Annotated in this window: 24 protein-coding genes and 1 tRNA gene; 13 read left to right on the top strand and 12 right to left on the bottom strand. The window is 61.1% G+C overall.

Going from position 1 to position 22,233, the window contains the following annotated elements:
- The first annotated feature begins 81 nt into the window (after window positions 1-81).
- The 3 genes from clpX to SynPROSU1_RS00310 are packed head-to-tail and all read left to right on the top strand — an operon-like array spanning window position 82 to window position 3,951.
- Complete coding sequence (gene clpX, locus SynPROSU1_RS00320) at window positions 82-1,431, top strand: ATP-dependent protease ATP-binding subunit ClpX (protein ID WP_186571045.1); 1,350 nt, start codon at window positions 82-84, stop codon at window positions 1,429-1,431.
- 4 nt (window positions 1,432-1,435) lie between these two features.
- Window positions 1,436-2,074, top strand: coding sequence for a lecithin retinol acyltransferase family protein (locus SynPROSU1_RS00315; protein ID WP_186571044.1), 639 nt, complete (start codon window positions 1,436-1,438; stop codon window positions 2,072-2,074).
- A gap of 23 nt (window positions 2,075-2,097) precedes the next feature.
- On the top strand, window positions 2,098-3,951 hold the full coding sequence (locus SynPROSU1_RS00310) for a DNA polymerase III subunit gamma/tau (protein ID WP_186571043.1): 1,854 nt from the start codon (window positions 2,098-2,100) through the stop codon (window positions 3,949-3,951).
- Window positions 3,952-4,006: 55 nt separating this feature from the next.
- On the opposite strand, the gene SynPROSU1_RS00305 is transcribed toward SynPROSU1_RS00310, so the two are convergent.
- Both SynPROSU1_RS00305 and SynPROSU1_RS00300 read right to left on the bottom strand, forming a co-directional pair.
- A complete protein-coding gene (locus SynPROSU1_RS00305; RefSeq protein ID WP_186571042.1) occupies window positions 4,007-5,326 on the bottom strand; it encodes a glycosyltransferase family 2 protein in 1,320 nt (439 codons plus the stop codon).
- A 24-nt stretch (window positions 5,327-5,350) separates the two neighbouring features.
- On the bottom strand, window positions 5,351-6,910 hold the full coding sequence (locus tag SynPROSU1_RS00300; RefSeq protein WP_186571041.1) for a SpoIID/LytB domain-containing protein: 1,560 nt from the start codon (window positions 6,908-6,910) through the stop codon (window positions 5,351-5,353).
- Between the two features lie 57 nt (window positions 6,911-6,967).
- Here SynPROSU1_RS00300 and rpmI point away from each other — a divergent pair, with 57 nt between their 5' ends.
- The 3 genes from rpmI to SynPROSU1_RS00285 are packed head-to-tail and all read left to right on the top strand — an operon-like array spanning window position 6,968 to window position 8,097.
- On the top strand, window positions 6,968-7,165 hold the full coding sequence (gene rpmI / locus SynPROSU1_RS00295) for a 50S ribosomal protein L35 (RefSeq protein WP_006852081.1): 198 nt from the start codon (window positions 6,968-6,970) through the stop codon (window positions 7,163-7,165).
- A gap of 56 nt (window positions 7,166-7,221) precedes the next feature.
- Window positions 7,222-7,569 carry a 50S ribosomal protein L20 gene (gene rplT, locus SynPROSU1_RS00290; RefSeq protein ID WP_011363098.1) on the top strand — a complete coding sequence of 116 codons (348 nt, stop codon included), beginning with the start codon at window positions 7,222-7,224 and terminating at the stop codon, window positions 7,567-7,569.
- Window positions 7,570-7,578: 9 nt separating this feature from the next.
- Window positions 7,579-8,097, top strand: coding sequence for a hypothetical protein (locus SynPROSU1_RS00285; RefSeq protein WP_186571040.1), 519 nt, complete (start codon window positions 7,579-7,581; stop codon window positions 8,095-8,097).
- Window positions 8,098-8,123: 26 nt separating this feature from the next.
- On the opposite strand, the gene SynPROSU1_RS00280 is transcribed toward SynPROSU1_RS00285, so the two are convergent.
- Window positions 8,124-8,669: a hypothetical protein gene (locus tag SynPROSU1_RS00280; protein ID WP_186571039.1), complete on the bottom strand. Its 546-nt coding sequence runs from the start codon at window positions 8,667-8,669 to the stop codon at window positions 8,124-8,126.
- Window positions 8,670-8,720: 51 nt separating this feature from the next.
- Here SynPROSU1_RS00280 and SynPROSU1_RS00275 point away from each other — a divergent pair, with 51 nt between their 5' ends.
- The 4 genes from SynPROSU1_RS00275 (at window position 8,721) to SynPROSU1_RS00260 (ending at window position 12,232) form a co-directional block, all read left to right on the top strand.
- The gene (locus SynPROSU1_RS00275) at window positions 8,721-9,536 is read left to right on the top strand and encodes a thiazole synthase (protein ID WP_186571038.1); all 816 of its coding nucleotides are present in this window, start codon (window positions 8,721-8,723) and stop codon (window positions 9,534-9,536) included.
- Between the two features lie 92 nt (window positions 9,537-9,628).
- Window positions 9,629-9,802, top strand: coding sequence for a photosystem II assembly protein Psb34 (gene psb34 / locus SynPROSU1_RS00270; protein ID WP_186571037.1), 174 nt, complete (start codon window positions 9,629-9,631; stop codon window positions 9,800-9,802).
- A 74-nt stretch (window positions 9,803-9,876) separates the two neighbouring features.
- Window positions 9,877-11,073, top strand: coding sequence for an NAD-dependent epimerase/dehydratase family protein (locus tag SynPROSU1_RS00265; RefSeq protein ID WP_186571036.1), 1,197 nt, complete (start codon window positions 9,877-9,879; stop codon window positions 11,071-11,073).
- A 13-nt stretch (window positions 11,074-11,086) separates the two neighbouring features.
- Window positions 11,087-12,232, top strand: coding sequence for a glycosyltransferase family 1 protein (locus tag SynPROSU1_RS00260; protein WP_186571035.1), 1,146 nt, complete (start codon window positions 11,087-11,089; stop codon window positions 12,230-12,232).
- A 10-nt stretch (window positions 12,233-12,242) separates the two neighbouring features.
- Here the strand turns inward: SynPROSU1_RS00260 and SynPROSU1_RS00255 are convergent, their stop codons facing one another.
- The 7 genes from SynPROSU1_RS00255 to cbiD are packed head-to-tail and all read right to left on the bottom strand — an operon-like array spanning window position 12,243 to window position 19,390.
- A complete protein-coding gene (locus SynPROSU1_RS00255) occupies window positions 12,243-13,157 on the bottom strand; it encodes a glycosyltransferase family 61 protein (RefSeq protein ID WP_186571034.1) in 915 nt (304 codons plus the stop codon).
- An 11-nt stretch (window positions 13,158-13,168) separates the two neighbouring features.
- Window positions 13,169-14,980: a penicillin-binding protein 2 gene (gene mrdA, locus SynPROSU1_RS00250; protein ID WP_186571033.1), complete on the bottom strand. Its 1,812-nt coding sequence runs from the start codon at window positions 14,978-14,980 to the stop codon at window positions 13,169-13,171.
- Window positions 14,977-15,363: a hypothetical protein gene (locus SynPROSU1_RS00245; protein WP_186571032.1), complete on the bottom strand. Its 387-nt coding sequence runs from the start codon at window positions 15,361-15,363 to the stop codon at window positions 14,977-14,979. The genes mrdA and SynPROSU1_RS00245 overlap by 4 nt, the downstream gene beginning before the upstream one ends.
- Before the next feature lie 9 nt (window positions 15,364-15,372).
- Window positions 15,373-15,984, bottom strand: coding sequence for a hypothetical protein (locus SynPROSU1_RS00240; RefSeq protein ID WP_186571031.1), 612 nt, complete (start codon window positions 15,982-15,984; stop codon window positions 15,373-15,375).
- A gap of 57 nt (window positions 15,985-16,041) precedes the next feature.
- Entirely contained in the window at window positions 16,042-16,665 is a 624-nt protein-coding gene (locus SynPROSU1_RS00235) for a sulfotransferase (protein ID WP_186571030.1), read from the bottom strand.
- Window positions 16,665-18,251, bottom strand: coding sequence for a glutamine-hydrolyzing GMP synthase (guaA, locus tag SynPROSU1_RS00230; protein WP_186571029.1), 1,587 nt, complete (start codon window positions 18,249-18,251; stop codon window positions 16,665-16,667). Before guaA ends, SynPROSU1_RS00235 begins: the two co-directional genes overlap by 1 nt.
- Window positions 18,252-18,283: 32 nt before the next feature.
- A complete protein-coding gene (gene cbiD / locus SynPROSU1_RS00225) occupies window positions 18,284-19,390 on the bottom strand; it encodes a cobalt-precorrin-5B (C(1))-methyltransferase CbiD (RefSeq protein WP_186571028.1) in 1,107 nt (368 codons plus the stop codon).
- Window positions 19,391-19,428: 38 nt separating this feature from the next.
- On the opposite strand from cbiD, the gene SynPROSU1_RS00220 reads away from it, so the two are divergent.
- Together SynPROSU1_RS00220 and SynPROSU1_RS00215 are read left to right on the top strand one after the other, a co-directional pair.
- Window positions 19,429-20,577, top strand: a complete 1,149-nt coding sequence (locus SynPROSU1_RS00220) for an alanine--glyoxylate aminotransferase family protein (protein WP_186571027.1) — start codon at window positions 19,429-19,431, stop codon at window positions 20,575-20,577.
- A 32-nt stretch (window positions 20,578-20,609) separates the two neighbouring features.
- Window positions 20,610-20,681, top strand: a tRNA-Gly gene (locus tag SynPROSU1_RS00215).
- A 352-nt stretch (window positions 20,682-21,033) separates the two neighbouring features.
- Here the strand turns inward: SynPROSU1_RS00215 and SynPROSU1_RS00210 are convergent.
- Together SynPROSU1_RS00210 and SynPROSU1_RS00205 are read right to left on the bottom strand one after the other, a co-directional pair.
- Window positions 21,034-21,252, bottom strand: a complete 219-nt coding sequence (locus SynPROSU1_RS00210) for a hypothetical protein (protein ID WP_186571026.1) — start codon at window positions 21,250-21,252, stop codon at window positions 21,034-21,036.
- A 38-nt stretch (window positions 21,253-21,290) separates the two neighbouring features.
- On the bottom strand, window positions 21,291-21,614 hold the full coding sequence (locus SynPROSU1_RS00205) for a chemotaxis protein (protein WP_186571025.1): 324 nt from the start codon (window positions 21,612-21,614) through the stop codon (window positions 21,291-21,293).
- A gap of 84 nt (window positions 21,615-21,698) precedes the next feature.
- Between SynPROSU1_RS00205 and SynPROSU1_RS00200 the strand changes: the two genes are divergently transcribed.
- Window positions 21,699-22,211, top strand: coding sequence for an AbrB family transcriptional regulator (locus tag SynPROSU1_RS00200; protein WP_186572152.1), 513 nt, complete (start codon window positions 21,699-21,701; stop codon window positions 22,209-22,211).
- Window positions 22,212-22,233: the final 22 nt, after the last annotated feature.

Genomic DNA, 22,233 nt, shown 5'->3' with positions numbered 1-22,233 from the left:
TTCCGTTCTCGATCCTGTGTGTTCAGGAAGACGCCATCGGTTGATTCCTGTCTTTTTCTCCTGTGTGGTGCCCAGCGTTCGATGGCCAAGTTCGACGCCCATCTGAAGTGCTCGTTCTGTGGGAAATCCCAGGATCAGGTGCGCAAGCTGATCGCCGGACCCGGCGTCTACATCTGCGATGAATGCATCGATCTCTGCAACGAGATCCTGGATGAGGAGCTGGTGGATGGCCAAGGCAATCCACGCCACAGCCACGAGCAAAACCGCAAGGCCGCACCGGCTGCGCGCAAGAGCAGTAAACCTGCCCCGACGCTGGCCTCCATTCCCCGGCCTCAGGACATCAAGAGCTTCCTGGATGAACAGGTGGTCGGCCAAGACGCAGCCAAAAAGGTGATGTCGGTCGCCGTATACAACCACTACAAACGCCTGGCCTGGCAAGGCGATGGCAACGGCGAAACCGAGGAAACCGCCACCCGCCTGCACAAGAGCAACATCCTGCTGATCGGACCCACCGGCTGCGGCAAAACGCTGTTGGCCCAGACCCTGGCCGAAATGCTGGATGTGCCCTTCGCCGTGGCCGATGCCACCACCCTTACCGAAGCGGGCTATGTGGGTGAGGACGTGGAAAACATCCTGCTGCGGCTGCTGCAGAAGGCCGACATGGATGTGGAGCAGGCCCAGCGGGGCATCATCTACATCGATGAGATCGACAAAATCGCCCGCAAGAGCGAAAACCCCTCGATCACTCGGGATGTCTCCGGCGAAGGTGTTCAACAGGCCCTGTTGAAAATGCTGGAGGGCACCGTGGCCAATGTGCCGCCCCAGGGTGGCCGCAAGCACCCCTACCAGGACTGCATCCAGATCGACACCAGCCAGATCCTGTTCATCTGCGGCGGCGCCTTCGTCGGCCTCGAGGACGTGGTGCAGAAACGGATGGGCCGCAATGCCATTGGCTTCATGCCCAGCGATGGCCGTGGACGCAGTCGGGCCAATCGCGACCTGCAAGCCGCCCATGTGCTGCGTCACCTGGAGCCGGATGATCTGGTGCGCTACGGCTTGATCCCGGAATTCATCGGCCGGATGCCAGTGAGTGCCGTGCTCGAACCCCTGGACGAAAGCGCCTTGCAATCGATCCTGACCGAGCCCCGCGATGCCCTGGTGAAGCAGTTCCGCACCCTGCTGAGCATGGACAACGTGCAACTCCAGTTCGCCGATGACGCCATCGAGGCGATCGCCCAGGAGGCCCACCGCCGCAAGACCGGTGCTCGAGCCCTGCGCGGCATCGTCGAAGAACTGATGCTGGATTTGATGTACGACCTCCCCTCGCAGACATCGGTGAAGGAATTCACCATCACCCGGGCGATGGTGGAGGAACACACCGGCGGCAAGGTGCTCCCCCTGCCTGGCACGGAACAACAGAAAACCGCCTGAGCCCTTGGCTGCCGCTGACCACCTGGAGGTGCCTCGTCAGCACGGCCTGTTCAACCACCACGGCATCGACCTCGGCGACGGAACCGTCGCCCACTACCTGGAGGGGCGTGAAATCCTGCGCAGCCCGTTGGAGGAATTCAGTCAGGGGCAACCAGTGCGGGTGATCGACCATGCGGAGGCCTCTCCCGTTGGCATGACCCTGCGGCGAGCCATGGGGCGCCTAGGGGAAGCGGATTACAACCTGCTGTTCAACAACTGCGAGCACTTCGCTACCTGGTGCAAAACCGGGCGCCATCGCAGCAGCCAGGTGGACTCGGTGCTGGAGCGAGGACGCCACTGGAGCGGTCTGATGTCTTCCGCGCTGATGCGTGGGCTGGAACTCCTGGTGCAACGGGGCCTGCTCGATGACGACGCGCGCGCCATCGCGCGACAAGGGGTGGAGAAACTGGAACACCTGCGCCTGTCGCTGCTGGGCAAATTGGAGGGCCTCTTGGAACGGGCAGGAGACGGAACGGATCACCGGCTGCTGCTCACGGGGCAGAACCTTGCCGATGAGCTGGCGGCCGTCGAAGACCTCAAACAACGGATTGATGCCTTGCTGGAACAGCACCCCGGCCTGCCAGGCTCCGAATCCTCTGAGTAACCTCCTTTCAACGCTCGCGGCGCATGAGTTCGGCCTACCAGCCGCTGCATCACAAATACCGGCCTCAGCGCTTTGACCAGTTGGTGGGGCAGGAGGCGATCGCCGCCACCCTGGGCCACGCCCTCACCAGCAATCGGATTGCCCCGGCCTACCTGTTCAGTGGCCCCCGCGGCACCGGCAAAACCTCCAGCGCCCGCATCCTGGCGCGCTCGCTCAATTGCCTGAACAGCGACGGGCCAACCCCCGAACCCTGCGGCACCTGCGAACTCTGCACCACAATCGCTGCGGGCACAGCCCTTGATGTGATCGAAATCGATGCCGCCTCCAACACCGGCGTCGACAACATCCGCGAACTGATCGAGCGCTCCCGCTTCGCACCGGTGCAGGCCCGCTGGAAGGTGTACGTGGTGGACGAATGCCACATGCTCTCCACCGCAGCCTTCAACGCTCTGTTGAAAACCCTGGAGGAACCACCCCCGCAGGTGGTGTTCGTGCTGGCCACCACCGACCCGCAACGAGTGCTGCCGACCATCCTCAGCCGCTGCCAACGCTTTGATTTCAGGCGCATTCCGCTTGATGCCCTCAACAATCATCTGAGCTGGATCGCCGAACAAGAAGCGATCGACATCCAACCCGAAGCCATTCACGTGGTGGCCCAACGGTCCCAGGGAGGGCTGCGGGATGCGGAAAGCCTGCTGGATCAACTGAGTCTGCTGCCGCCACCGATCGAAGCCGCTGCGGTGTGGGATCTTCTGGGCGCGGTGCCCGAACAGGAGCTGCTGGAACTGGTGGGGGCCATGAGCAGCGCCGAACCGGTGCACCTGCTGGAGGCCACCCGCAACCTGCTGGACCGAGGCCGGGATCCCGGTGCCGTGCTGCAGGGGCTTGCAGGGATGCTGCGGGATCTAGTGCTGATGGCTGCAGCTCCAGACCGGCCAGAGCTCACCAGCGTTTCACCCCAGTTCCGCGAGCAACTGCCCGCCCTCGCGAAGGCCATCGGCAGAACCCGATTGCTGCAATGGCAGGCCCAGCTGCGCGGCACCGAGCAACAACTTCGCCAAAGCGTGCAACCGCGCCTTTGGCTGGAAGTGCTGTTGCTTGGGTTGTTAGCGGAACCGGTGGCTGCTGAGGCCACAACTGCAACAGCAGTTGCGACACAACCTGTAGCAGCGACACCGGTCACAGCTCCTGCGCCAGCACCCCCAGCCGCCACCGCACCAATCCCAACCGAGGCACCTGCCCCCAGTCCGAAACCTGCACCTGCCGCATCACCGGAACTACCGACGGTCTCCAACCCTGCGCCTTCGCCAAGCACCAACCTGCCCGAGCTTTGGCAACAGATCCTGGGCAGTCTCGAACTGCCCTCCACCCGAATGTTGCTGTCGCAGCAGGCCCAACTGGTGCGACTGGATGCCAACCGAGCGGTCGTGCAGGTGGCTGGCAACTGGATGAGCATGGTGCAGAGCCGGGCGTCCCTGTTGGAACAGGCGGTGGCCACAGCTCTTGGAGGTTCAAGGCAGCTGATCCTGGAAGCCAGCAGCGGCGCCATGCCACCACCAATCGCGACACCAGCGATCGCAACGCCAGCGATCACAACGCCGGCGTCACCACAACCAGCCACACCAGCGTCCACTCCGGCACCAACATCAGCACCAATCCCGGCAGCGGCAGCACCGCCAACAGCCACTCCTGAGCCAGCCCCGGCAGTGGCACCGGAACTGCCACGCACGCAACCCGAGCCGGTGGAACCAAAACAAGCACCTGCCCCCTCGGAATCCAGACCTCAACCCAGCCCTCCCTCAGGCCTGGATCGACAGGCCCGCAACCTGGCTGACTTCTTCAATGGTCAAGTGCTCGACGTTGATGAGATCAACTGACGTCTGAGCGGCTCATCAAGCCTCCGACGGAATCCAAAAACGAAAAGGGTCGCGATCAGGCCTGAACCGGATGGTCCTGACCGTGGCTGGTTTTGGCCCAGACCAGACGTTTGGGCAGCAGTGACATCCGCAAGGTCACCCAGGGAATCACCACAAACCAGTGCCCCAGGTAGGCAATGGCCACCAGGAGATTCACCAGGCTCGCGGATGGAATTGCCGGCCCCTCGCTCCCACTGCGACAGCCACGCCAGAACGCCAGACCCGAAACGCTGAAGGCCACCACCGACAAGGGCCAATAGACCGGCACGCTTCGGGTGACCAGACTCGTGCTGAGATCAGCGAACGACACGACAGGTAGGGCGTACTGCAAGAGGAAAAAGGCCGTTAGATCCCAGCGCTGGCGAAGACTCAGCTGGGCCGAGGTGAGCACTGGCCAGTAATCGAAGAACCGCTGCAATCCACCTTCCGCCCAACGCTGCCGTTGTTTCCACAACCCCTGGAGACCGGGGACCGCCTCTTCCTGAACCGGGGGATCCCACAACAGCCCCACCAGAGCACCGTGGGTCAGCAGGCGGAAACTGAGATCAAGGTCATCGGTCACGGTGTCTTCGTTGAAACCGCCGCTGGCCTCAAGCACCGAGCGTTTGATCAGCTGACCGTTGCCCCGCAGCTCCGCCACACCTCCATTAACAAGTCGCCCCGACTGGATCACAGCATCCAGGGCCATCTCCATCGCCTGGGATCGGGTCAACCAATTGCGCTCAGCATCAATCACGGCCTTGCGCAGCTGCACCGCCGACCAACCACCATCCAACGCGTAGGGCACAAGACGCTCGAGCAGATCGTCCTGCAACTGGGCATCCGCATCAAGCACCAGCAGCCACTCACCACTCATGCGCGCGAGAGCGGTGTTGAGAGCCCCCGACTTGCCACCACCAGCATTGCGAAGACGATGGATGACGTTCAGTTCGGAGTGCTGCGCAGCGAGGCTGTCCAGCAGCTCAGGCGTGCGGTCCTCACTGCCGTCGTCAATCACCCAAGTGGTGAGCTGTCCGGATGGGTAGCGCAGCGACGTCAACCGTTCCACCAAACGCGGCACCACAGCCTCTTCATCTCTGGCAGCCACAACCACATCAAGGGTTGGAAGCTGCTCAGAATCCATGGCAGGGGCGGGATTCGCACCGCCTCGCGTCAGCTGCCCACGCATCACAGAACGCAGGCCATACCCACCAAGCATCAATGCAAGGCTGATGGCCGGCCAGAGCGAACGGGCTGGGTCCAGCCAATGGGGAGCGGCACCAGCACATCCACAGGCGAACAGGAACGCTGCCGATTTCACCCGTCGGTGATCACCAGATGTGGCGTTCGTGCTCATCCAGCTTCCCGGGTGGCAAGGACTTTAAGGGGACTGCACAGCTGTTGAGAGCGGGCCGTAGACAGTCCCTGGGTAGTAATGGCGAAGGATCCGCTCTACGGACCAGCCCCTCCAGGCCAGATCAATCGCTCCCGCCTGCGACAAACCGGCCCCATGGCCGAAGCCACCGCCTAGCACCAGCCAGCGCTCAGCTCCCTGAGGCTCCAACACAAACAGGGTGCTTGGAAGTGTCCGGAGGGTGCGACGGATGGCATCCAACTTCAAGGTGACCGGTGCAGCATCGCCGCTGCCAGAAATCTGCAGCGCCAGCACACGGCCGCTGGCACCTCGCTCCAGAACCTTCAGTTGCAAGGGGGAAGCAAGGGGCCCTGCTGCCGCTCCAATGGCCTGACGCAGGCCTGGACCGGTCAGGGTGCGTGTCCAGCGGAACCGGGGGTGCTGCTGGCCATAGGCCCCGGAACGATCCGCCAGCAAGGCCTGCACCGCCTGGCGCTGCTGCAATGGCAAGGGGTGTCGGCGACTCCAGCCCCCATCACCATCCGGTTTCGGACGCAAATAAGTGGTGGGTTGCATGGCCCAGGCTTCCGGGCCAGCCGCCATCACCCCACCGTTGGTGGCGTGATACACCGCGCTGATCGGTTCGTTGTTGATGCTGAGCAAGTTGCCGCGCGTGGCCGCAATCGCTTCTCGCACCGCGCCTCCCGCATGGCGAGGGTCGCTGTAGACCTGGCACTGGGTGTCACTGCAGAGGTGATAACCATCGATGCTGAAGCGATGGCTGTTGGCCAAGGCCCAGGTGCGCGCCAGAACGGTCTGGGCCTGCAACGCAGGCATCGGCGAACCGGCACCGATTTCATGGGGAACCACCCCCTCCAGGTACCGCTCAACCAGCACTTGCTCCACCAACGTCCAACTGCCGTAGGCATCCCGTTGCAAGCGGAAAGGGCCCTCAAAGCGTCCGCCACCCCAGAGCAGCCCATCGGACGCCTCAATCAGAACAGGAGCCTGCAGAGTGCGTCCCCCCTCCGGCATCTGCAACACCGGTTCGACCGTGCTGGTCAGGGTTCCTTGCCAGTCACGCACGATGAGCCCCTCCGGCACGGGCGCCCCTTCCGGCGCCCACACCTCCCATTCCTCGGGGTGGGCCACCTCGACCGCAACACCCAACGCACGCCAACGGGAAGCAACACGATCCGCCGACTCAAAACTGGCGTAGGGCCCTGCAATCCGCCGGGCCAACGGCACCGGAGTGGGCAAGGGCACACTTCGCCAGCTGATTACAAAATCCGACCCGCTGCGTTGCTCCCCCGATGCATCACGAAGGGTGAGCGATCCAGCAAAGGCACGCAGGTTCAACGGAGCGGCGGTTGCAACCGCGCCGAGGTGGTCTTCCAAAGCAACCCACAGCACCGGTTCAGGGCCCTCAACCGGCGGAGGATCAGCGATGGAACGGTGGGTGGCCCGCTGAATCAGTTCAACGGCAGCAGGCTCGACCGCGTCAGGTGACTGAGCTTCAACCTCTTCACGGGCCTTGCAGCCCAAACCCATGCAAAGCAGCAATGTGAGCGTCAGCAACCGAATCATTCAACGGAGGGCACGTCGGGACGTATTGTTGTCGTTTGTGCACGAACGAGCAGACCAATGCCCAAGCTGAAGACCCGCAAAGCTGCCGCAAAGCGGTTCAAAGCAACCGGCACTGGCAAATTTCTGCGTCGTCGCGCTTTCCGGAACCACCTGCTGGACCACAAAACCCCCAAGCAGAAGCGTCATCTGGCCACCAAGGCTGTGGTGGATCGCACCGATGAGGAGCGTGTGACCCTGATGATGCCCTACGCCTGAGCACAGCTGCTCAGACGAGACCGTTCGACAAGACCTGATCCAACCCTTTCAACCTCATGGCCCGCGTTAAGAGAGGCAACGTCGCCCGTAAACGCCGCAACAAGATTCTGCGGCTGGCCCGTGGCTTCCGTGGTGGCAACGGAACTCTGTTCCGCACAGCAAACCAGCGGGTAATGAAAGCCCTCTGCAATGCCTACCGCGATCGCCGTCGTCGCAAGCGCGATTTCCGTCGCCTCTGGATTGCTCGCATCAATGCTGCTGCTCGCCTGAACGGAGTGAGCTACAGCCGTCTGATGGGCGGACTCAAGAAGGCGGATGTGCGCCTGAATCGCAAAATGCTGGCTCAACTCGCTGTTGTCGATCCCGGTAGCTTTACCAACGTCGTGGCCGCAGCCAAGAGCTGACCTTCAACCGTGAACCTGCTGCCCCAGACCTATCTGCTGGGCCTGGTCGGCCTGCTTGCCATCGTTGCGGTGGTGGTGGGCCGACAATTTTTTCGTGTGCGACGTGACGAAGCACGGCTGATCGAACTCGAAAAATCCGATACGGCCTTGTCGCGACAGGCCTCCGATCTATATGAGCTCGGATCGGTTCAACTGCGCAAACGGCTTTACCCACAAGCGGCCGCCACACTGAAGCAAGCATTGAAACGGCTCAGTGGTGAACCCGATGAGGCTCGTGCACTGATTGAAAATGCGCTGGGCTTTGCGTTGGCTGCGCAAAAAGATTATTCCGGTGCCACCAAGCACTACAAGTTGGCGCTGAAGGCCAAAGCGGACTATCCCATCGCGCTCAACAACCTGGCCTTTGCCCAAGAAAAGCTATTGAAAGACGCAGAAGCGATCTCGCTCTATGAGCAGACATTGAGCCTTGAACCGAACAATGCAACTGCGAAAAAGGGGCTGAAGAAACTCCAGCGCCGGATGAGCTGAATGGTGATGCAATCACCGCGGTGTCTTCACCAAAGCGGCTGAACGGGGATTTCCTCTTGGCAGCTGCTGGTCATTGCCAGACGTCCGCCCACCCCGGTGCTGGGATTGGCCACATTCACGAGGCGAGGGGCCTGCCAGCCGGTTGGACTGAAACCTTGAAGGCCAAGGAAAACACCTCCGGGCTCCAGGCCAGCGATCAGGGGATCGGCCAGGGGGATGAGGTCAAGCTGATCTGACTTGGCATGAAAGTTGCCCTGGACCGGTGTTGTGACGGAGCCAAAAGTCATCGTTCCCCGAATGTCCACCATCTGGCCCATCGCCGTCAGCTGGGTGAGATCCAAGGTGACATCAACAGTGGGATTGCCATCAAAAGGCTCAAAGGTGCCGCACCACTGACGGGGCAGGGAAACAGCCAGCTCTGCAGCACGCGCAACCGGATCGAAACTCTCCACTTCCCCTTCATCGATCTCCAGGGGAACCGCCAACTGAATCGGATCCAGAGGCAACTGAGGATTGGACTCAAACGGCACCTGACTGCCAACCGGGAGATTCATGGCAAGCAGGAACGGCATGGAAGACGATGGATGATGAAGGCACGGTAGGCCCTTTTGCTCACGCGCGTCATGGATTTGCCCTCCCTCACATCCGACCCCCTAACCATTAGCGGGCGTCAGTTCAACAGCCGTCTGTTCACGGGCACCGGCAAATATCCATCGATGGCCTTGATGCAGCAGAGCATCGAGAGATCCGGCTGCGACATGGTGACGGTGGCTGTGCGACGGGTGCAGACCGTTGCAGCAGGCCATGAGGGCCTGATGGAAGCCATCGACTGGAACCGAATCTGGATGCTGCCCAACACCGCAGGCTGCACCGATGCGGAGGAAGCGGTGCGTGTCGCCAGGCTTGGACGGGAGCTGGCAAAGCTGGCAGGGCAAGAGGAGAACAGCTTCGTCAAGCTGGAAGTGATTCCTGACACCCGACATCTTCTGCCCGATCCGATCGGCACCTTGCAAGCCGCCGAACGCCTGGTGAAGGAGGGCTTCACGGTGCTGCCCTACATCAATGCAGATCCCCTGCTGGCCAAACGGCTGGAAGAGGTCGGGTGCGCAACGGTGATGCCCCTTGGCTCGCCGATCGGCTCAGGCCAGGGCCTCAACAATGCCGCCAACATCGGTTTGATCATCGAAAACGCCAGTGTTCCAGTGGTGGTGGACGCTGGCATTGGTGTGCCCAGTGAGGCAGCCCAGGCCCTGGAAATGGGCGCCGACGCCGTCCTGGTCAACAGCGCCATCGCGATGGCCGGCGACCCCCCAGCCATGGCAGAGGCTATGGGCCAGGCAGTGATCGCTGGGCGGACCGCCTACCGCTCCGGGCGCTTGCCTAGGCGCGACCAGGCCTCCGCCAGCTCACCGACCACGGGCCTGGTGCAATCTCTATGAGATGAAGAGAGGTGAAGTGAGATGAAGCCTGCTTCACAAAGACAGGCAGTAAGCAATTGAACTCATAAGGTCCGACCACTCGCATTGGACCCATGTCGGTCACCACGGAAGACGGCGGTCGTCTCAACGCCTTCGCCAAGGAGCCACGCATGGAGGTGATGGACATTGCCACCAGCCAGAGCCGCAACCGCAGCTCAATGATGATGCTGGTGACTGGCGGATTGGTTGTGGCCGTCATGGTGGCGGTGACCGTCGCCATCAGCTGAGACGTTCCGCGCTGAAAATCCCTGTAGTAGCTTGCCTGGAGTGAGCATCACGCTCGTTCCAGAAGGAGTTTGGGGTGAAAGTTCTCGTTCTCGGCGGTGACGGCTTCTGTGGCTGGCCCTGTGCGGTGAACCTGGCGGATCAGGGGCACGATGTCCTGATCGTGGACAACCTCAGCCGTCGGAAGATCGATATCGATCTTGAAGTGGAGTCGCTGACGCCGATCGAGAGCATCGGCGAGCGCCTCAAAGTCTGGGAGCAGATCGGTGGCAAGCCGATGCAGTTTGTCCACATGGACATCGCCCATGAGTACCAGCGGCTGCTGGATCTGCTGCTGGAGGAACGCCCCGATTCCGTGGTCCACTTCGCTGAACAGCGGGCCGCTCCTTACTCGATGAAGAGCAGCGCCACCAAGCGCTACACCGTCGATAACAACGTCAACGGCACCCACAACCTGCTGGCCGCCATCGTTGAAAGCGGTCTGGACATCCATGTGGTGCACCTCGGCACGATGGGGGTCTACGGCTATGGCTCCCACCGCGGCGCCACCATCCCTGAGGGCTACCTGAAGGTTGAAGTGCCCCAGCCCGATGGCAGTCGCTTTGAGGAGGAGATCCTCCACCCCGCCAGCCCAGGCAGCGTTTATCACATGACCAAAACGCTGGATCAATTGCTCTTCCTCTACTACAACAAGAACGACAAGGTTCGGATTACGGACCTGCACCAGGGCATCGTCTGGGGAACCAACACCGACGCCACCGATCGAGATCCACGGCTCACCAACCGCTTTGACTACGACGGTGATTACGGGACGGTGCTGAACCGCTTCCTGATGCAGGCCGCGATCGGCTACCCACTCACCGTGCATGGCACTGGTGGCCAGACCCGTGCCTTCATCCACATTCGCGATTCCGTGCGATGCGTGCAGCTGGCACTGGAGAATCCCCCCGAACAAGGGGAACGGGTAAAGATCTTCAACCAGATGACCGAGAGCCATCAGGTGGGCGAACTGGCCAAGAAGGTGGCCGCTCTCACCGGTGCTCAGGTGAACAACCTGCCCAACCCGCGCAACGAGGCAGTTGAAAATGATCTGATCGTGGACAACCGCTGCTTCATTGAGCTGGGCCTGAACCCCACCACCCTCGATGACGGCTTGCTGAAAGAGGTGGTGGAGATCGCCACCCGCTATGCCGACCGTTGCGACCGCAACCGCATCCTCTGCACCTCCGCCTGGACCAAAACTCAGGCCCAGGCCATCGGCACCACATCCTGATCGAGCTTCATCCTTGAAAGTCGCCTTCTTCACCGAAACCTTCCTGCCGAAGGTCGATGGCATCGTCACCCGTCTCACCAAGACGGTGAAGCATCTGGTGGAAGCCGGCGATGAGGTGGTGGTCTTCTGCCCGGAAGGTTGTCCGGATGAGTACATGGGAGCGCGGCTGATCGGCGTTCCGGCGATGCCGCTCCCGCTGTATCCCGAACTCAAGCTGGCCCTGCCGCGGCCGGCCGTGTCGGAAGCCATTGACGACTTTCAGCCTGACCTGATTCACGTGGTGAATCCTGCAGTGCTGGGACTCGGTGGCATCTGGCTGGCCAAGAACAAGAACATTCCCCTGGTCGCTAGCTACCACACTCACCTGCCCAAATACCTCGAGCATTACGGCTTGGGGATGCTGGAGCCGCTCCTGTGGGAAATGCTCAAGGCAGCCCACAACCAAGCCCTGCTGAATCTGTGCACCTCCACCGCCATGGTGAAAGAGCTCAGCGACAAGGGCATTCAGCACACCGATCTCTGGCAACGGGGCGTGGACACGGAGCTGTTCCGTCCCGAGCTGCGCAGTTCGGAGTTGCGCCAGCGGCTTCTGGGTGGCCATGACGACCGCGGTGCCCTGCTGCTCTATGTGGGCCGCCTGTCAGCCGAGAAGCAGATCGAACGGATCCGCCCGGTGTTGGAAGCCCTTCCCGATGCACGCCTGGCCCTGGTGGGGGATGGTCCTCACCGCCAGCAATTGGAAAAACATTTCGAAGGAACCGCCACCACCTTCGTCGGTTACCTCGCCGGGGAAGAACTGGCAGGGGCCTACGCCAGCGGCGATGCGTTCCTGTTCCCCTCCAGCACGGAAACGCTGGGCCTGGTGCTGCTCGAGGCGATGGCGGCTGGTTGTCCCGTGGTCGGTGCCAACCGCGGCGGAATCCCCGACATCATCAGCGACGGCGTCAACGGCTGCCTGTACGAACCCGATGGTGCGGATGGCGGGGCCGCAAGCCTGATCGAAGCCACCCGCCGGCTGCTGGGCAATGACCTGGAACGCCAGGCCCTGCGCAGTGCAGCCCGCGCGGAGGCGGAGCGCTGGGGCTGGGCTGGTGCCACCGAGCAACTGCGGACCTACTACCGGACGGTGCTGAATCAGCCCGTTGCGCTCAGCGCTTAAAACAAAAGACTCATCCAAGCTCAAGAAGTTGAAAGCATTTGTTGATTAATAGATCTCCATTGAGCAATACATGGGCAACGCTGATGGGGTTGACATCTGTACGACCCATCACGCCATCAATACTCAGGGAATCATAGTTTTTACCAAACAAACCTGCTAAGTTATGGAAATCAGCCTTGTGATAGGGCTTTGCATCACTGCACTTCTCGCGGAACGAAATGCGTCCAGAAAAATGATCCTTACAAACTGGATCACAAGACCAATATTTACGGAAATCAACCTCAAACACTGTCGCAGAGTCCTGCAAGAAAACAAGATTGGTCAAGCCAGCACCATGAACGCCAACTAGCAAGCGCGTCTGACGCATTAAAGCAACTTGCTCCAATGGGGCCATGTCCTCAAAGGACGCTACACGAAAGGAAAGGCCTAAATCTCTGCAAGCTTTATCTAGCAGAGCTTCAATAGGCTTCATTGAGGCTGAATCCAACAAAATTCTACTGAACAAACGCTTGACAAAAACCACATCGATCAATTGATCGGGCGCCGATAAACATCCATGGCGAATAAGAATCCGCCGAACCATGGCCCTATAGATAGAGGAAGACCGATAACAAAGAAATTGATGGGGATCGACCAGCCAAGACCCAGAGTCCAACGGCGGCAGTTGCACAAAAACATAATCACGATCAATCTCAGATGCGTTGCAAAAAACAGGCACAAGACCGGACAGAACAAAGCCACGCCAAATCAAACGATGGCTCGAGTGAATCAGAACCGCCCAATCACTTTCAATATCCTCAACGATCAACTGAAAAACTCGGTTTACCTCTAACGCAAAAACATGAAAAATATTGGGAGAGTCGGCCAAAACATTCATCACCCTCAGATCGATAACCCTTAAGGGGGCGACCTGACTACTTTCCATCTGCACCCTCCTCAATCGATTCCAGAGAGCGCTGACGAACGCTGACGGGTCCTTTCCCACTCCGCCAGCACCTTCTTGGCCATCGGCAAAGCGTGAACGGATCCACCTCCAGGAGTGTTCTGGGCGAAGGCCACCACCACAATCTTGCCGTCCGGATAAGGGGCATAGCAGCCGAACCAGGCGTGATCAGGACCTCCAGTGCTGTCTTCAGCCGTTCCGGTTTTGCCTGCCGCTGGAGGAATGCCAGGACCATTGAGGCCGGCACCGGTCCCCGACTCCACCACTTTGCGCAAACCCTCCCGGATGGTCTGCAACGTGGACGGCTGCATCGTCACCTTGGTGCGGTGCTCAGGGCTCATCCAGTCGATGTCGGCGGCGGCGAGATGCGGCGTCACCAGCCAGCCGCCATTGGCGAACACGGCGTAGGCGCGGGCCAGCTGCAAAGGGGTGATCTGCACCACCGACTGACCGATGGAGGCGCTGGCCATGTCCTCAGGGATCCAGGGGCTGGTGCCGGGATCCGTCCAGCCGCGGCCGCGGGCGGCCCAGTCTTCATCGCCCACGAGACCAACACTCTCTTCCCAGCCGATCTCAATGCCGGTCTTCTGCTGAAAGCCGAGCTGATCAGCAGCTTTTTTCAGCGCCCGGGAGCCGACACCGACCCCCACTTGGTAAAAGAAGGTGTTGCTGGAGAAGCGCAGGGCATCGGCATACCCGATGTGGCCAAAGCCAGCCCCATTGTGATCCGGGAAGCAGTGGCCGCCGTAGGTGATGCAGGCCGTGGTGTGCAGCTTGATGTCGGGCGGAAACTTGCCGGACTCCATGCCGGCCATCGCCGTCACCGGCTTCCAGGTGCTGCCGGGGTCATAGGGATTCATCGCCCTGGACAGCAACGGTTTCTTCGGATTGGAGAAGAGGGCGTCGTACTCCTTCTGGGTCGTGATCAGCTTGGAGAAAAAGTTGGGATCAAAACTGGGGCGACTGGCCAGGGCCAGCACAGCACCCGTGGAGGCCTCCAGCGCCACCACAGCTCCTCCGGGCTTGTCCGCCAGAGCCTGCTCCGCCACCCGCTGCAGATCCAGGTCGAGGGTTAGCACCAGGTCTTGTCCTGCTTCGGAGGGCCGATCGCCGAGGTTGCGCTGCACCTCGCCCATGGCATTCACCTCCAGCATCTGGCCGCCCCACTTGCCACGCAGATGGCTCTCGTAGGCCGCTTCAACACCCGTACGACCGATCCGGTCGCGGATCTTGTAGCCCTTTTCCACAAGAATCTCATATTCGTTTTCGGTGATCGGCTGGGTGTAACCGAGGGCATGGGCCGCCAGGGTCCCATTGGGATAGGAGCGCAGGATGTCGACATCCACCTGGGCGCCCCGCAATCCCAGGGCCTGTTCCCGGAACCGCAGCACCTGTTCCGGCTTGAGATCCAGGGCCAGGGTGGTGCGGTAGCCATCCCGATCCAGACCCTTCTGAAGGCGCTGATCCAACAAATCAGGCTTCAGATTCAGCAGCCGCGCTAAGCGATCACGCAGATCGGGCCAATCGGCATCGCTGACCAGACGCGGCTCGAGATATAGGGAATAGGTGAGCTTGCTGGTGGCCAGCACCCGCCCTTTGCGATCAAGCAAACGACCGCGAATCGGCGACCGCGGCACAAGACGGATGCGGTTTTCATCCGCCAGTTCACGAAAGCGTGAGCCCTCCAGCAGCTGCATCCACACCAAGCGACTGACCATGGCGCTGCAGAACAGCAGCACAAGCAGCAACAACACAAGAGGTTGCTGACGCAGACCGGTTTGCCGCTGCTGTGCGGAACGACTCATCCCTGCTGCGCTGGCAAGCGACGGCGCAACTCCTCCAGGCGCTGCTCAATCCGCCGCAGGGTCGGCATCAAGTCATCCGGATCATCCTGACGTTCATCCACCATCTCCGGCTCATCCACGGAAACCGAGACAGGCATCACCGGGTTCCCCAGCCCGGGGCTGACAGCATCCAGCTGTTCTCGAACATCACGCGCCACGGGTTCACCCTCCTGGCGCAGCTCGGCGATGGGGTCTTCCGACCCCGCGGTGAACACCTCAACCACCTTGCCGGGACCCCCCTGCCGAGCCCGTTCCAGCACGGCCAACCCCACGGGAAGCACGTCCTGCATTAGTGATAGACGCAACTGGTCGAGCGGATTGTCGGAGGTGGAATCAGCGGCCATGGGGCCAGATCAACGGACCCCAGTCTGTCCCGAAGGAAGGGCCAATGTCGGACAAGCGGAACGGTTCGCCGCCAAAGACCAGCCCAACACCCCACTCAGCACCATCAGCATCACAACAGGCACCAGTGCTTTCTGGGTGGTGTCCAGCAGGATCCACTCGCGCCAGGCACGCCAGAAGCGGCTGCGCTCAAAGCGTCGATGCTCACGGGTTTGATCCCGCTGACGCCGCCGGATCGCCTTGTCCACCCAGCGCTCGAAGGACCGCTTCTTGGTGATTGTCATCTTGCGTTCCACCTCGAGCATCTGCCCGGAGCCCAGCTCTGGATGGAAGGTGCTGATCAGCTCCAGACTCTTGAGGAACATCTCCACGGCGCCTTCGTGGACGGCAGTGGCGTGATCATCCAGCTGGCTCCAGTCGAGTTCGGGATAAAAACGGCTGCGATTGGCCGTGATCTGGTCCTCCGTCAGCTGACCGGGCTCCCGCAGCCAACGATCGGTGTTGCTGTCGAAACGCCGCCAGTAAAGGAAGGGGTTCAGATAAATCGTGCGGCCACTCAGCTGAATGCTGTCCTGCTGCAACCGACGCTGCAACTGAACATCCTGCTGTTGTGTCGCCGTCATGTCCCATAGGCCGGTGGCCCAAGGTATCGGCGATGCAGGGCCGTCGCCAGCCGTGGATCAGCGTGCGTCCGGAGAGGATCGCGCCCCAGCGTGAGGCAACACCTTGCCGCGGATCCGATAACCACGGCGCCGCAGAAAACGGCAAAGGGCTGCCTGCTCCGACGGCATGCTGATGTTGAAGGCAAAGAAGTTGCTGCGTCCAGCGAAGTAACGCTTCAGGTCGAGATCATGGCGTTGCCAGGCCTCCTCCCAGTGCTGACGCAGGTCCTCCAGGGTCAGGGACGGATCGTCAAAGGCCACACGCATCCGTTCCAGGTAAGCGCGGGCGTACTTGCCCTTGCGGTGGTTCATGCGTGAGTCCACCCAGCGGCTCACGTCGCGCGTGTTGTAGATGAAGCAGGAGCCTGGGTACTGCAGATCCAACAGGGGGAACAGTCGGTAGGCGTAGAACTCACCACAGAGTTCCATGTCCGTGTAGCCGCAATAGCCATCCACACCATCCAGCAAAGGCTTGGAAAAGGTGAAGTTGGCCTGAATCCGACGGGCCAGGCGCCCCTTGTCGTAGTGGATCGAGCTGTAGCCGTTCTTCCGCAACAGCTTGTGGAACGAACGCGTGCCGCACTTGTTGTGACCGATCAAAAAGATGCGGCCCGGTTTGGGCCGCAACCAATCCCACGCCATCACTCCCACTCGATCGTGCCGGGGGGCTTGCTGGTGATGTCGAGCACCACCCGGTTCACCCCCTTCACCTCATTCACGATCCGGTTGGAGATGGTCTCCATCAGGTCGTAGGGAAGGCGAGACCAATCGGCGGTCATGCCGTCTTCGCTCGACACACAGCGCAGCACAATCGGCCAGGCATAGGTGCGTTTGTCGCCCATCACCCCGACGGAACGCACCGGCAGCAGCACCGCGAAGGCCTGCCAGATGTCGTGATAGAGCCCAGCTTCCTTGATCTCCTCGCGCACGATCAGATCCGCATCGCGCAAACAGTTGAGCTTCTCGTCGGTGACTTCACCAAGGATGCGGATGGCCAGCCCAGGCCCCGGGAAGGGATGGCGTCGCACGATCTCTTCGGGCAAGCCGAGGCTGCGCCCCACCTTGCGCACTTCGTCCTTGAAGAGTTTGCGCAGGGGCTCCACCAACTTGAACTGAAGATCCTTGGGAAGACCGCCCACGTTGTGGTGGCTCTTGATCTTCACGGCCACCCGCTCACCGGTCTTGGGATCGACGTTGGTGCCAGCGCTTTCGATCACATCGGGGTAAAGCGTGCCCTGGGCCAGGTAATCAAAGGGTCCGAGCCGCTTGCTCTCCTCTTCGAACACCCGGATGAACTCGGTGCCGATGATCTTGCGCTTCTCCTCCGGATCGGTGATCCCGTTCAGCTTGCCGATGAATCGCTGCCGGGCCTTGATGTATTCCACATGGATATTGAACTTCCGGTCGAAAAAGTCCATCAGAAATTCAGGCTCGCCTTTGCGCATGAACCCCTGATCGATGAACATGCAGGTGAGCTGATCACCGATCGCCTTCTTGAGCAGAAAGGCGAGGGTTGAGGAATCAACCCCACCAGAGAGGGCCAGCAGGACGCGTTTGTCGCCCACCTGCTCCCGCACCAGGCTGACGGCTTCATCAATGAACGCCGCCGTGGTCCAGTCCGGATCACAGCCGCAAACGTGATAAACAAAATTGCGGATCAGGGCCATTCCGCAGGTGGAATGCACCACCTCGGGGTGGAACTGAACGCCGTAGAGCTTGCGCTGCAGATGCGCCACCGCCGCCTCCGGCGTGTTGGCGGTGTGCGCCAAGCGCACAAAACCCTCCGGTAGAGCTTTCACGGAGTCGCCATGGCTCATCCACATCGTCGAACCGTTGTCGACATTGGTGAGCAGATCCGTGGGGTCATCCACTTCAAGGGGCGCCTTGCCGTATTCGGCCTTGCCCGTAGCCGCCTCCACAACGCCACCGAGCTGCTGCACCATCAGCTGCATCCCATAGCAAACCCCCATCACGGGAATGCCCAGATCCCAGATGCCGGGATCACACAGCGGCGCATGCTCCGCATAGACGGAACTGGGGCCACCGCTGAGGATGATTCCCTTCGGAGCCATCCGTCGCAGTTCCTCTGCCGAGGTGCTGTAGCCCAGCACCACCGAGAACACCTCGGTCTCGCGCACGCGCCGGGCAATCAGCTCTGAGTACTGGGAACCAAAGTCAAGGATGACGATGGCCGGCTGACGCTGACCGTCGGACGAGGGCTGGGACATCGATCCTGGGAGGTATCGCTCTCAGATGAGCGTCAATCCATCAGCGTAAAGAAGCGCTTCTCCCCCTCCGGTCCCCACCAGCGCAAGGTCCGGCTGCGGTCGAACAGTGCAGCACTGATTCGCATCGACCAGTCGCCGTAGCGAGCGACATAGGACTGGCTGCGCCGCTCCACCATCTCCGAAAGATGACGCCCGAGCGCACTGGCTTGATTCGCGTCCAGCCTCTGGAAGGCCTCCTCCACGGAGGCAGCACCACGCAATTGCCGCAACTGGTCTGCAGACAGGCCGGCATCCAACCCCAGCGCCACCAACACCTCCAAACGACCGTCGGCCAGGTGGTGATGGGTGTGAAAGATGCCGCCGGCCAGCTTGATCAACTTGCCGTGGTAACCGAGCAGCAGCAGATCGCGAACACCGGCCTCCGCCGCGGCCACCAGCACCGGCCCCAGCCAGTTCCCCACCTTGAGCAAAGGCCCAAGGCCCCGCTGACGGGCCAGGTCCAAGCCGTTCTCACCAATCACCAGCACGAGGCGACCCTGAAACGCCGGATCCGCAGCGAGCGTCGCCAGATCAGCAAGCACCTGCTGCAGCTGATCCGGTGCAGCGCTGCGCTGCACCTCTGCCTGTGTGCCGATCAACGCCAGACCATCCACCACACCGAACGCGGCATTGCTGGTGCGTTGGGCCAGGGCACGGCCCAGCGGAAGGATCGGTTGCACCATCAGGCCCCGACCAGGCGGCAGCAGGGGCAGAAGATTCCGCTCCAACAGCTCACGGGCGAAACCAGACAGGCAAGCCTCTCCTGCCGGGCCGAGGCGGCCCACCCCTTCTCCGGCCTGCAGATCGAGCACGGGCTTGGATGCGGTGATCCAGGCCACCCGCACCCAGATCTCGAGGTCCCGCGTCAAATCGAGGCCTGGCCCAGGATCACAGCGGCTGATCCCCAGGGCCTGGCCATCGGCCAACGGAGCCGCTGAACAGACGGGCACCTGCAGAGACGGTTGATCCGGCCCCTGGTTCAACTGCTGCTCAGCGTTAAACGGCTTGCCAAGCAACACCTGCAGAGCAGCCTTGGCTGCCGCTGCCACCCACACCGGCAGGGTCAATCCTGGGCTGGAGGTGGCGATGGGAGAGGACAAGCTGTTTTCTAGAGTCGCCGATTGGCATCCCCCGCGCCATGCAGGACAAGCTCACGCTGATGATTCCGGGCCCCACGCCGGTGCCGGAAACGGTGCTGAAGGCCATGGGGCGTCACCCCATTGGCCACCGCAGCGGGGAATTCCAGGCCATCGTGCGGCGCACCACCGAGCAGCTGAAGTGGCTGCATCAGACCACCAGCGATGTGATGGTAATCACCGGCAGCGGGACGGCGGCCATGGAAGCGGGAATCATCAACACCCTCAGCCGTGGTGACAAGGTGCTCTGCGGCGACAACGGCAAGTTCGGCGAACGCTGGGTCAAGGTGGCCCGCGCCTACGGACTGGACGTGGAGGTGATCCAAGCGGAATGGGGCCAGCCGCTCGATCCAGAGGCCTTCCGCTCAGCGTTGGAAGCCGACAGCGCCAAGACGATCAAGGCGGTGATCCTCACCCACTCGGAAACCTCAACGGGGGTGATCAACGATCTGGAGAGCATTGCCCGTCATGTGAAAGCCCATGGCACTGCCCTGACCCTGGCGGACTGTGTCACCAGCCTGGGTGCCACCAACGTCCCCATGGACGACTGGGGGCTGGATGTGGTGGCCTCAGGCGCACAGAAGGGCTACATGCTTCCACCAGGCTTGAGCTTTGTGGCCATGAGCGCACGAGCCTGGGAGGCCTACGAGCGCTCCGATCTGCCCAAGTTCTATCTGAATCTGGGCCCTTACCGAAAAACAGCGGCGAAGGACAGCAACCCCTTCACCCCCGCGGTGAATCTCTACTTCGGCCTGGAAGCAGCTCTGGAAATGATGCAGAAGGAGGGGCTGGAAGCGATCTTTGCGCGCCACGCCCGCCATCGCGCCGCCGCCCAGGCAGGCATGAAAGCGATGGGCCTGCCCCTTTTTGCCGCCGAGGGTTGCGGCAGCCCGGCGATCACCGCGGTGGCACCCGAAGGCATTGACGCCGAACAGTTGCGAAAAGCCGTGAAGGAGAAATTCGACATTCTTCTCGCTGGGGGGCAAGACCACCTGAAGGGCAAGGTGTTCCGAATCGGCCATCTCGGTTTTGTCTGCGACCGGGATGTTCTGACTGCCGTCGCAGCGATTGAAGCCACCCTTCAATCCCTGGGCCTGCACAAAGGCAGCATGGGTGCCGGAGTCGCTGCAGCATCAGCTGCGCTTGGCTAGAACACAGATGGCGAGAGAGATCTCGCCCCATTGCGGATGTAATTCAGTGGTAGAATGTCAGCTTCCCAAGCTGAACGTCGCCGGTTCGAATCCGGTCATCCGCTTGAACAGATTTCAGGAAAAATTAAGAACGCGGCTTGATGAGCTGAAGGACTTGAGGGCCAGCGCATCCAGCTCGGCGTTCGTGTCCCAAGGCCTGCAAGATCAAAGAACCCGCCTCGTTCATGCGACCAGCCTCAGCGCAGTCGCGAGCTCTATGCAACAAAGCTCTCGCTGCGGATTCGTGGTCCTGACGTTGTTGAGCAGCCGTCTCTGATTGTTTTGTCTTCGTGAGCGTCAGGGTCAACGTTCGATATCCCTTATCTACAAAATATTAGCCCTGATTGATATTTAAGCCATCCCATCGTTAAACAGCGATGCTGCCGACATGCATTTGGACCTTTGCTGATCTCTCGATCAGGTTCCAGGTTCTTCCGCATTTCCCCCTAGATCGGCAATCCGATCACGGAGCTGACAGCAACGGTGTTGATCGCCCCGGGCTTCAGCAAGGGCCAAGGCGAATTCCAGCTTTTCGAGCTGATGGCCACCTTCAACAAAACCTGATCGGGTCCAGATGGTCATGCCGTGCAATGTGCGAGAAGCGCAAGCATTGGAGGCAGGGATGGTGATCGCCATAGTTGCCTTTCTTTTCATTTTGGCACCGCGTGCCACCCCTATGCGACGTCGCGGGTCATCTCTGAAGACTCCTCGTGACCCCAGGCGTCGTTCTGCGGCACCTCGTCCGGCATGGGGCCCTCCGCCATGGGAGCCGTGCTGTCTAACAACTCACGCGTTTCCTGCAACAGAGCTTCAACACCCTCCAAGGTGGCGATCTCGTCGTCAGGGACAGCATTCAGGTCCTTCTGCTGCTGGCGCAGTTGAAGCTCAAGCGCTTCCTGACGCTGTTCCAGTTTCACCAAACGCTGCGACAAGGCAGTGATGGTTTGAGCGAGATCTTCCGCTGTGCGGGTGATCCGAAAGGACACGGAGGACGTCATCACCGAAAACCTGGTGGTTGTCCTGATGACAACACAGGAGCGCCGTTGCCTCAAGATCAAGCTGACATGACGCGATCGAGACCGATGCCTCCATTGGCAACGCTGGCGCTGTATTTGCTGGCTGGAACCGCCATCGGATTGCTAGCTCTACTGAGCGGCATTCCCGCTGCACCTCTGGCGGGGGCCCTACTGGGTGCTGGCATCGTCAGCATGAGCGGCCAGCTGGAAACAGCGACATGGCCGGCGGGGACGCGCACGGCCCTTGAGATCGGCATCGGAACAGTGATCGGTACTGGCCTGACGCGCACATCCCTGGATCAATTGCAACTCCTGTGGAAACCGGCAGTTTTAATCACCCTGGCGTTGGTGCTGACAGGACTGGTGGTGGGACTCTGGACCAGCCGCTTGCTCGGCATTGATCCTGTCGTGGCCTTGCTCGGAGCAGCGCCGGGTGGCATCAGTGGGATGAGCCTTGTTGGTGCGGAATTCGGTGTCGGTGCGGCCGTGGCCGCACTTCATGCTGTTCGGCTGATCACAGTGCTGCTGGTGCTGCCATTGATGGTGCGACTGATCATCCCCTCGACAGCAGGAAGCTGATCGATACCTTGGGGCCACTCAC

It is taken from the genome of Synechococcus sp. PROS-U-1 (assembly GCF_014279755.1).
Lineage (GTDB): Bacteria > Cyanobacteriota > Cyanobacteriia > PCC-6307 > Cyanobiaceae > Parasynechococcus.
The sequence above is the reverse complement of the archived record's forward strand: the minus strand, read 5'-3'. Positions and strand labels throughout refer to the sequence as shown.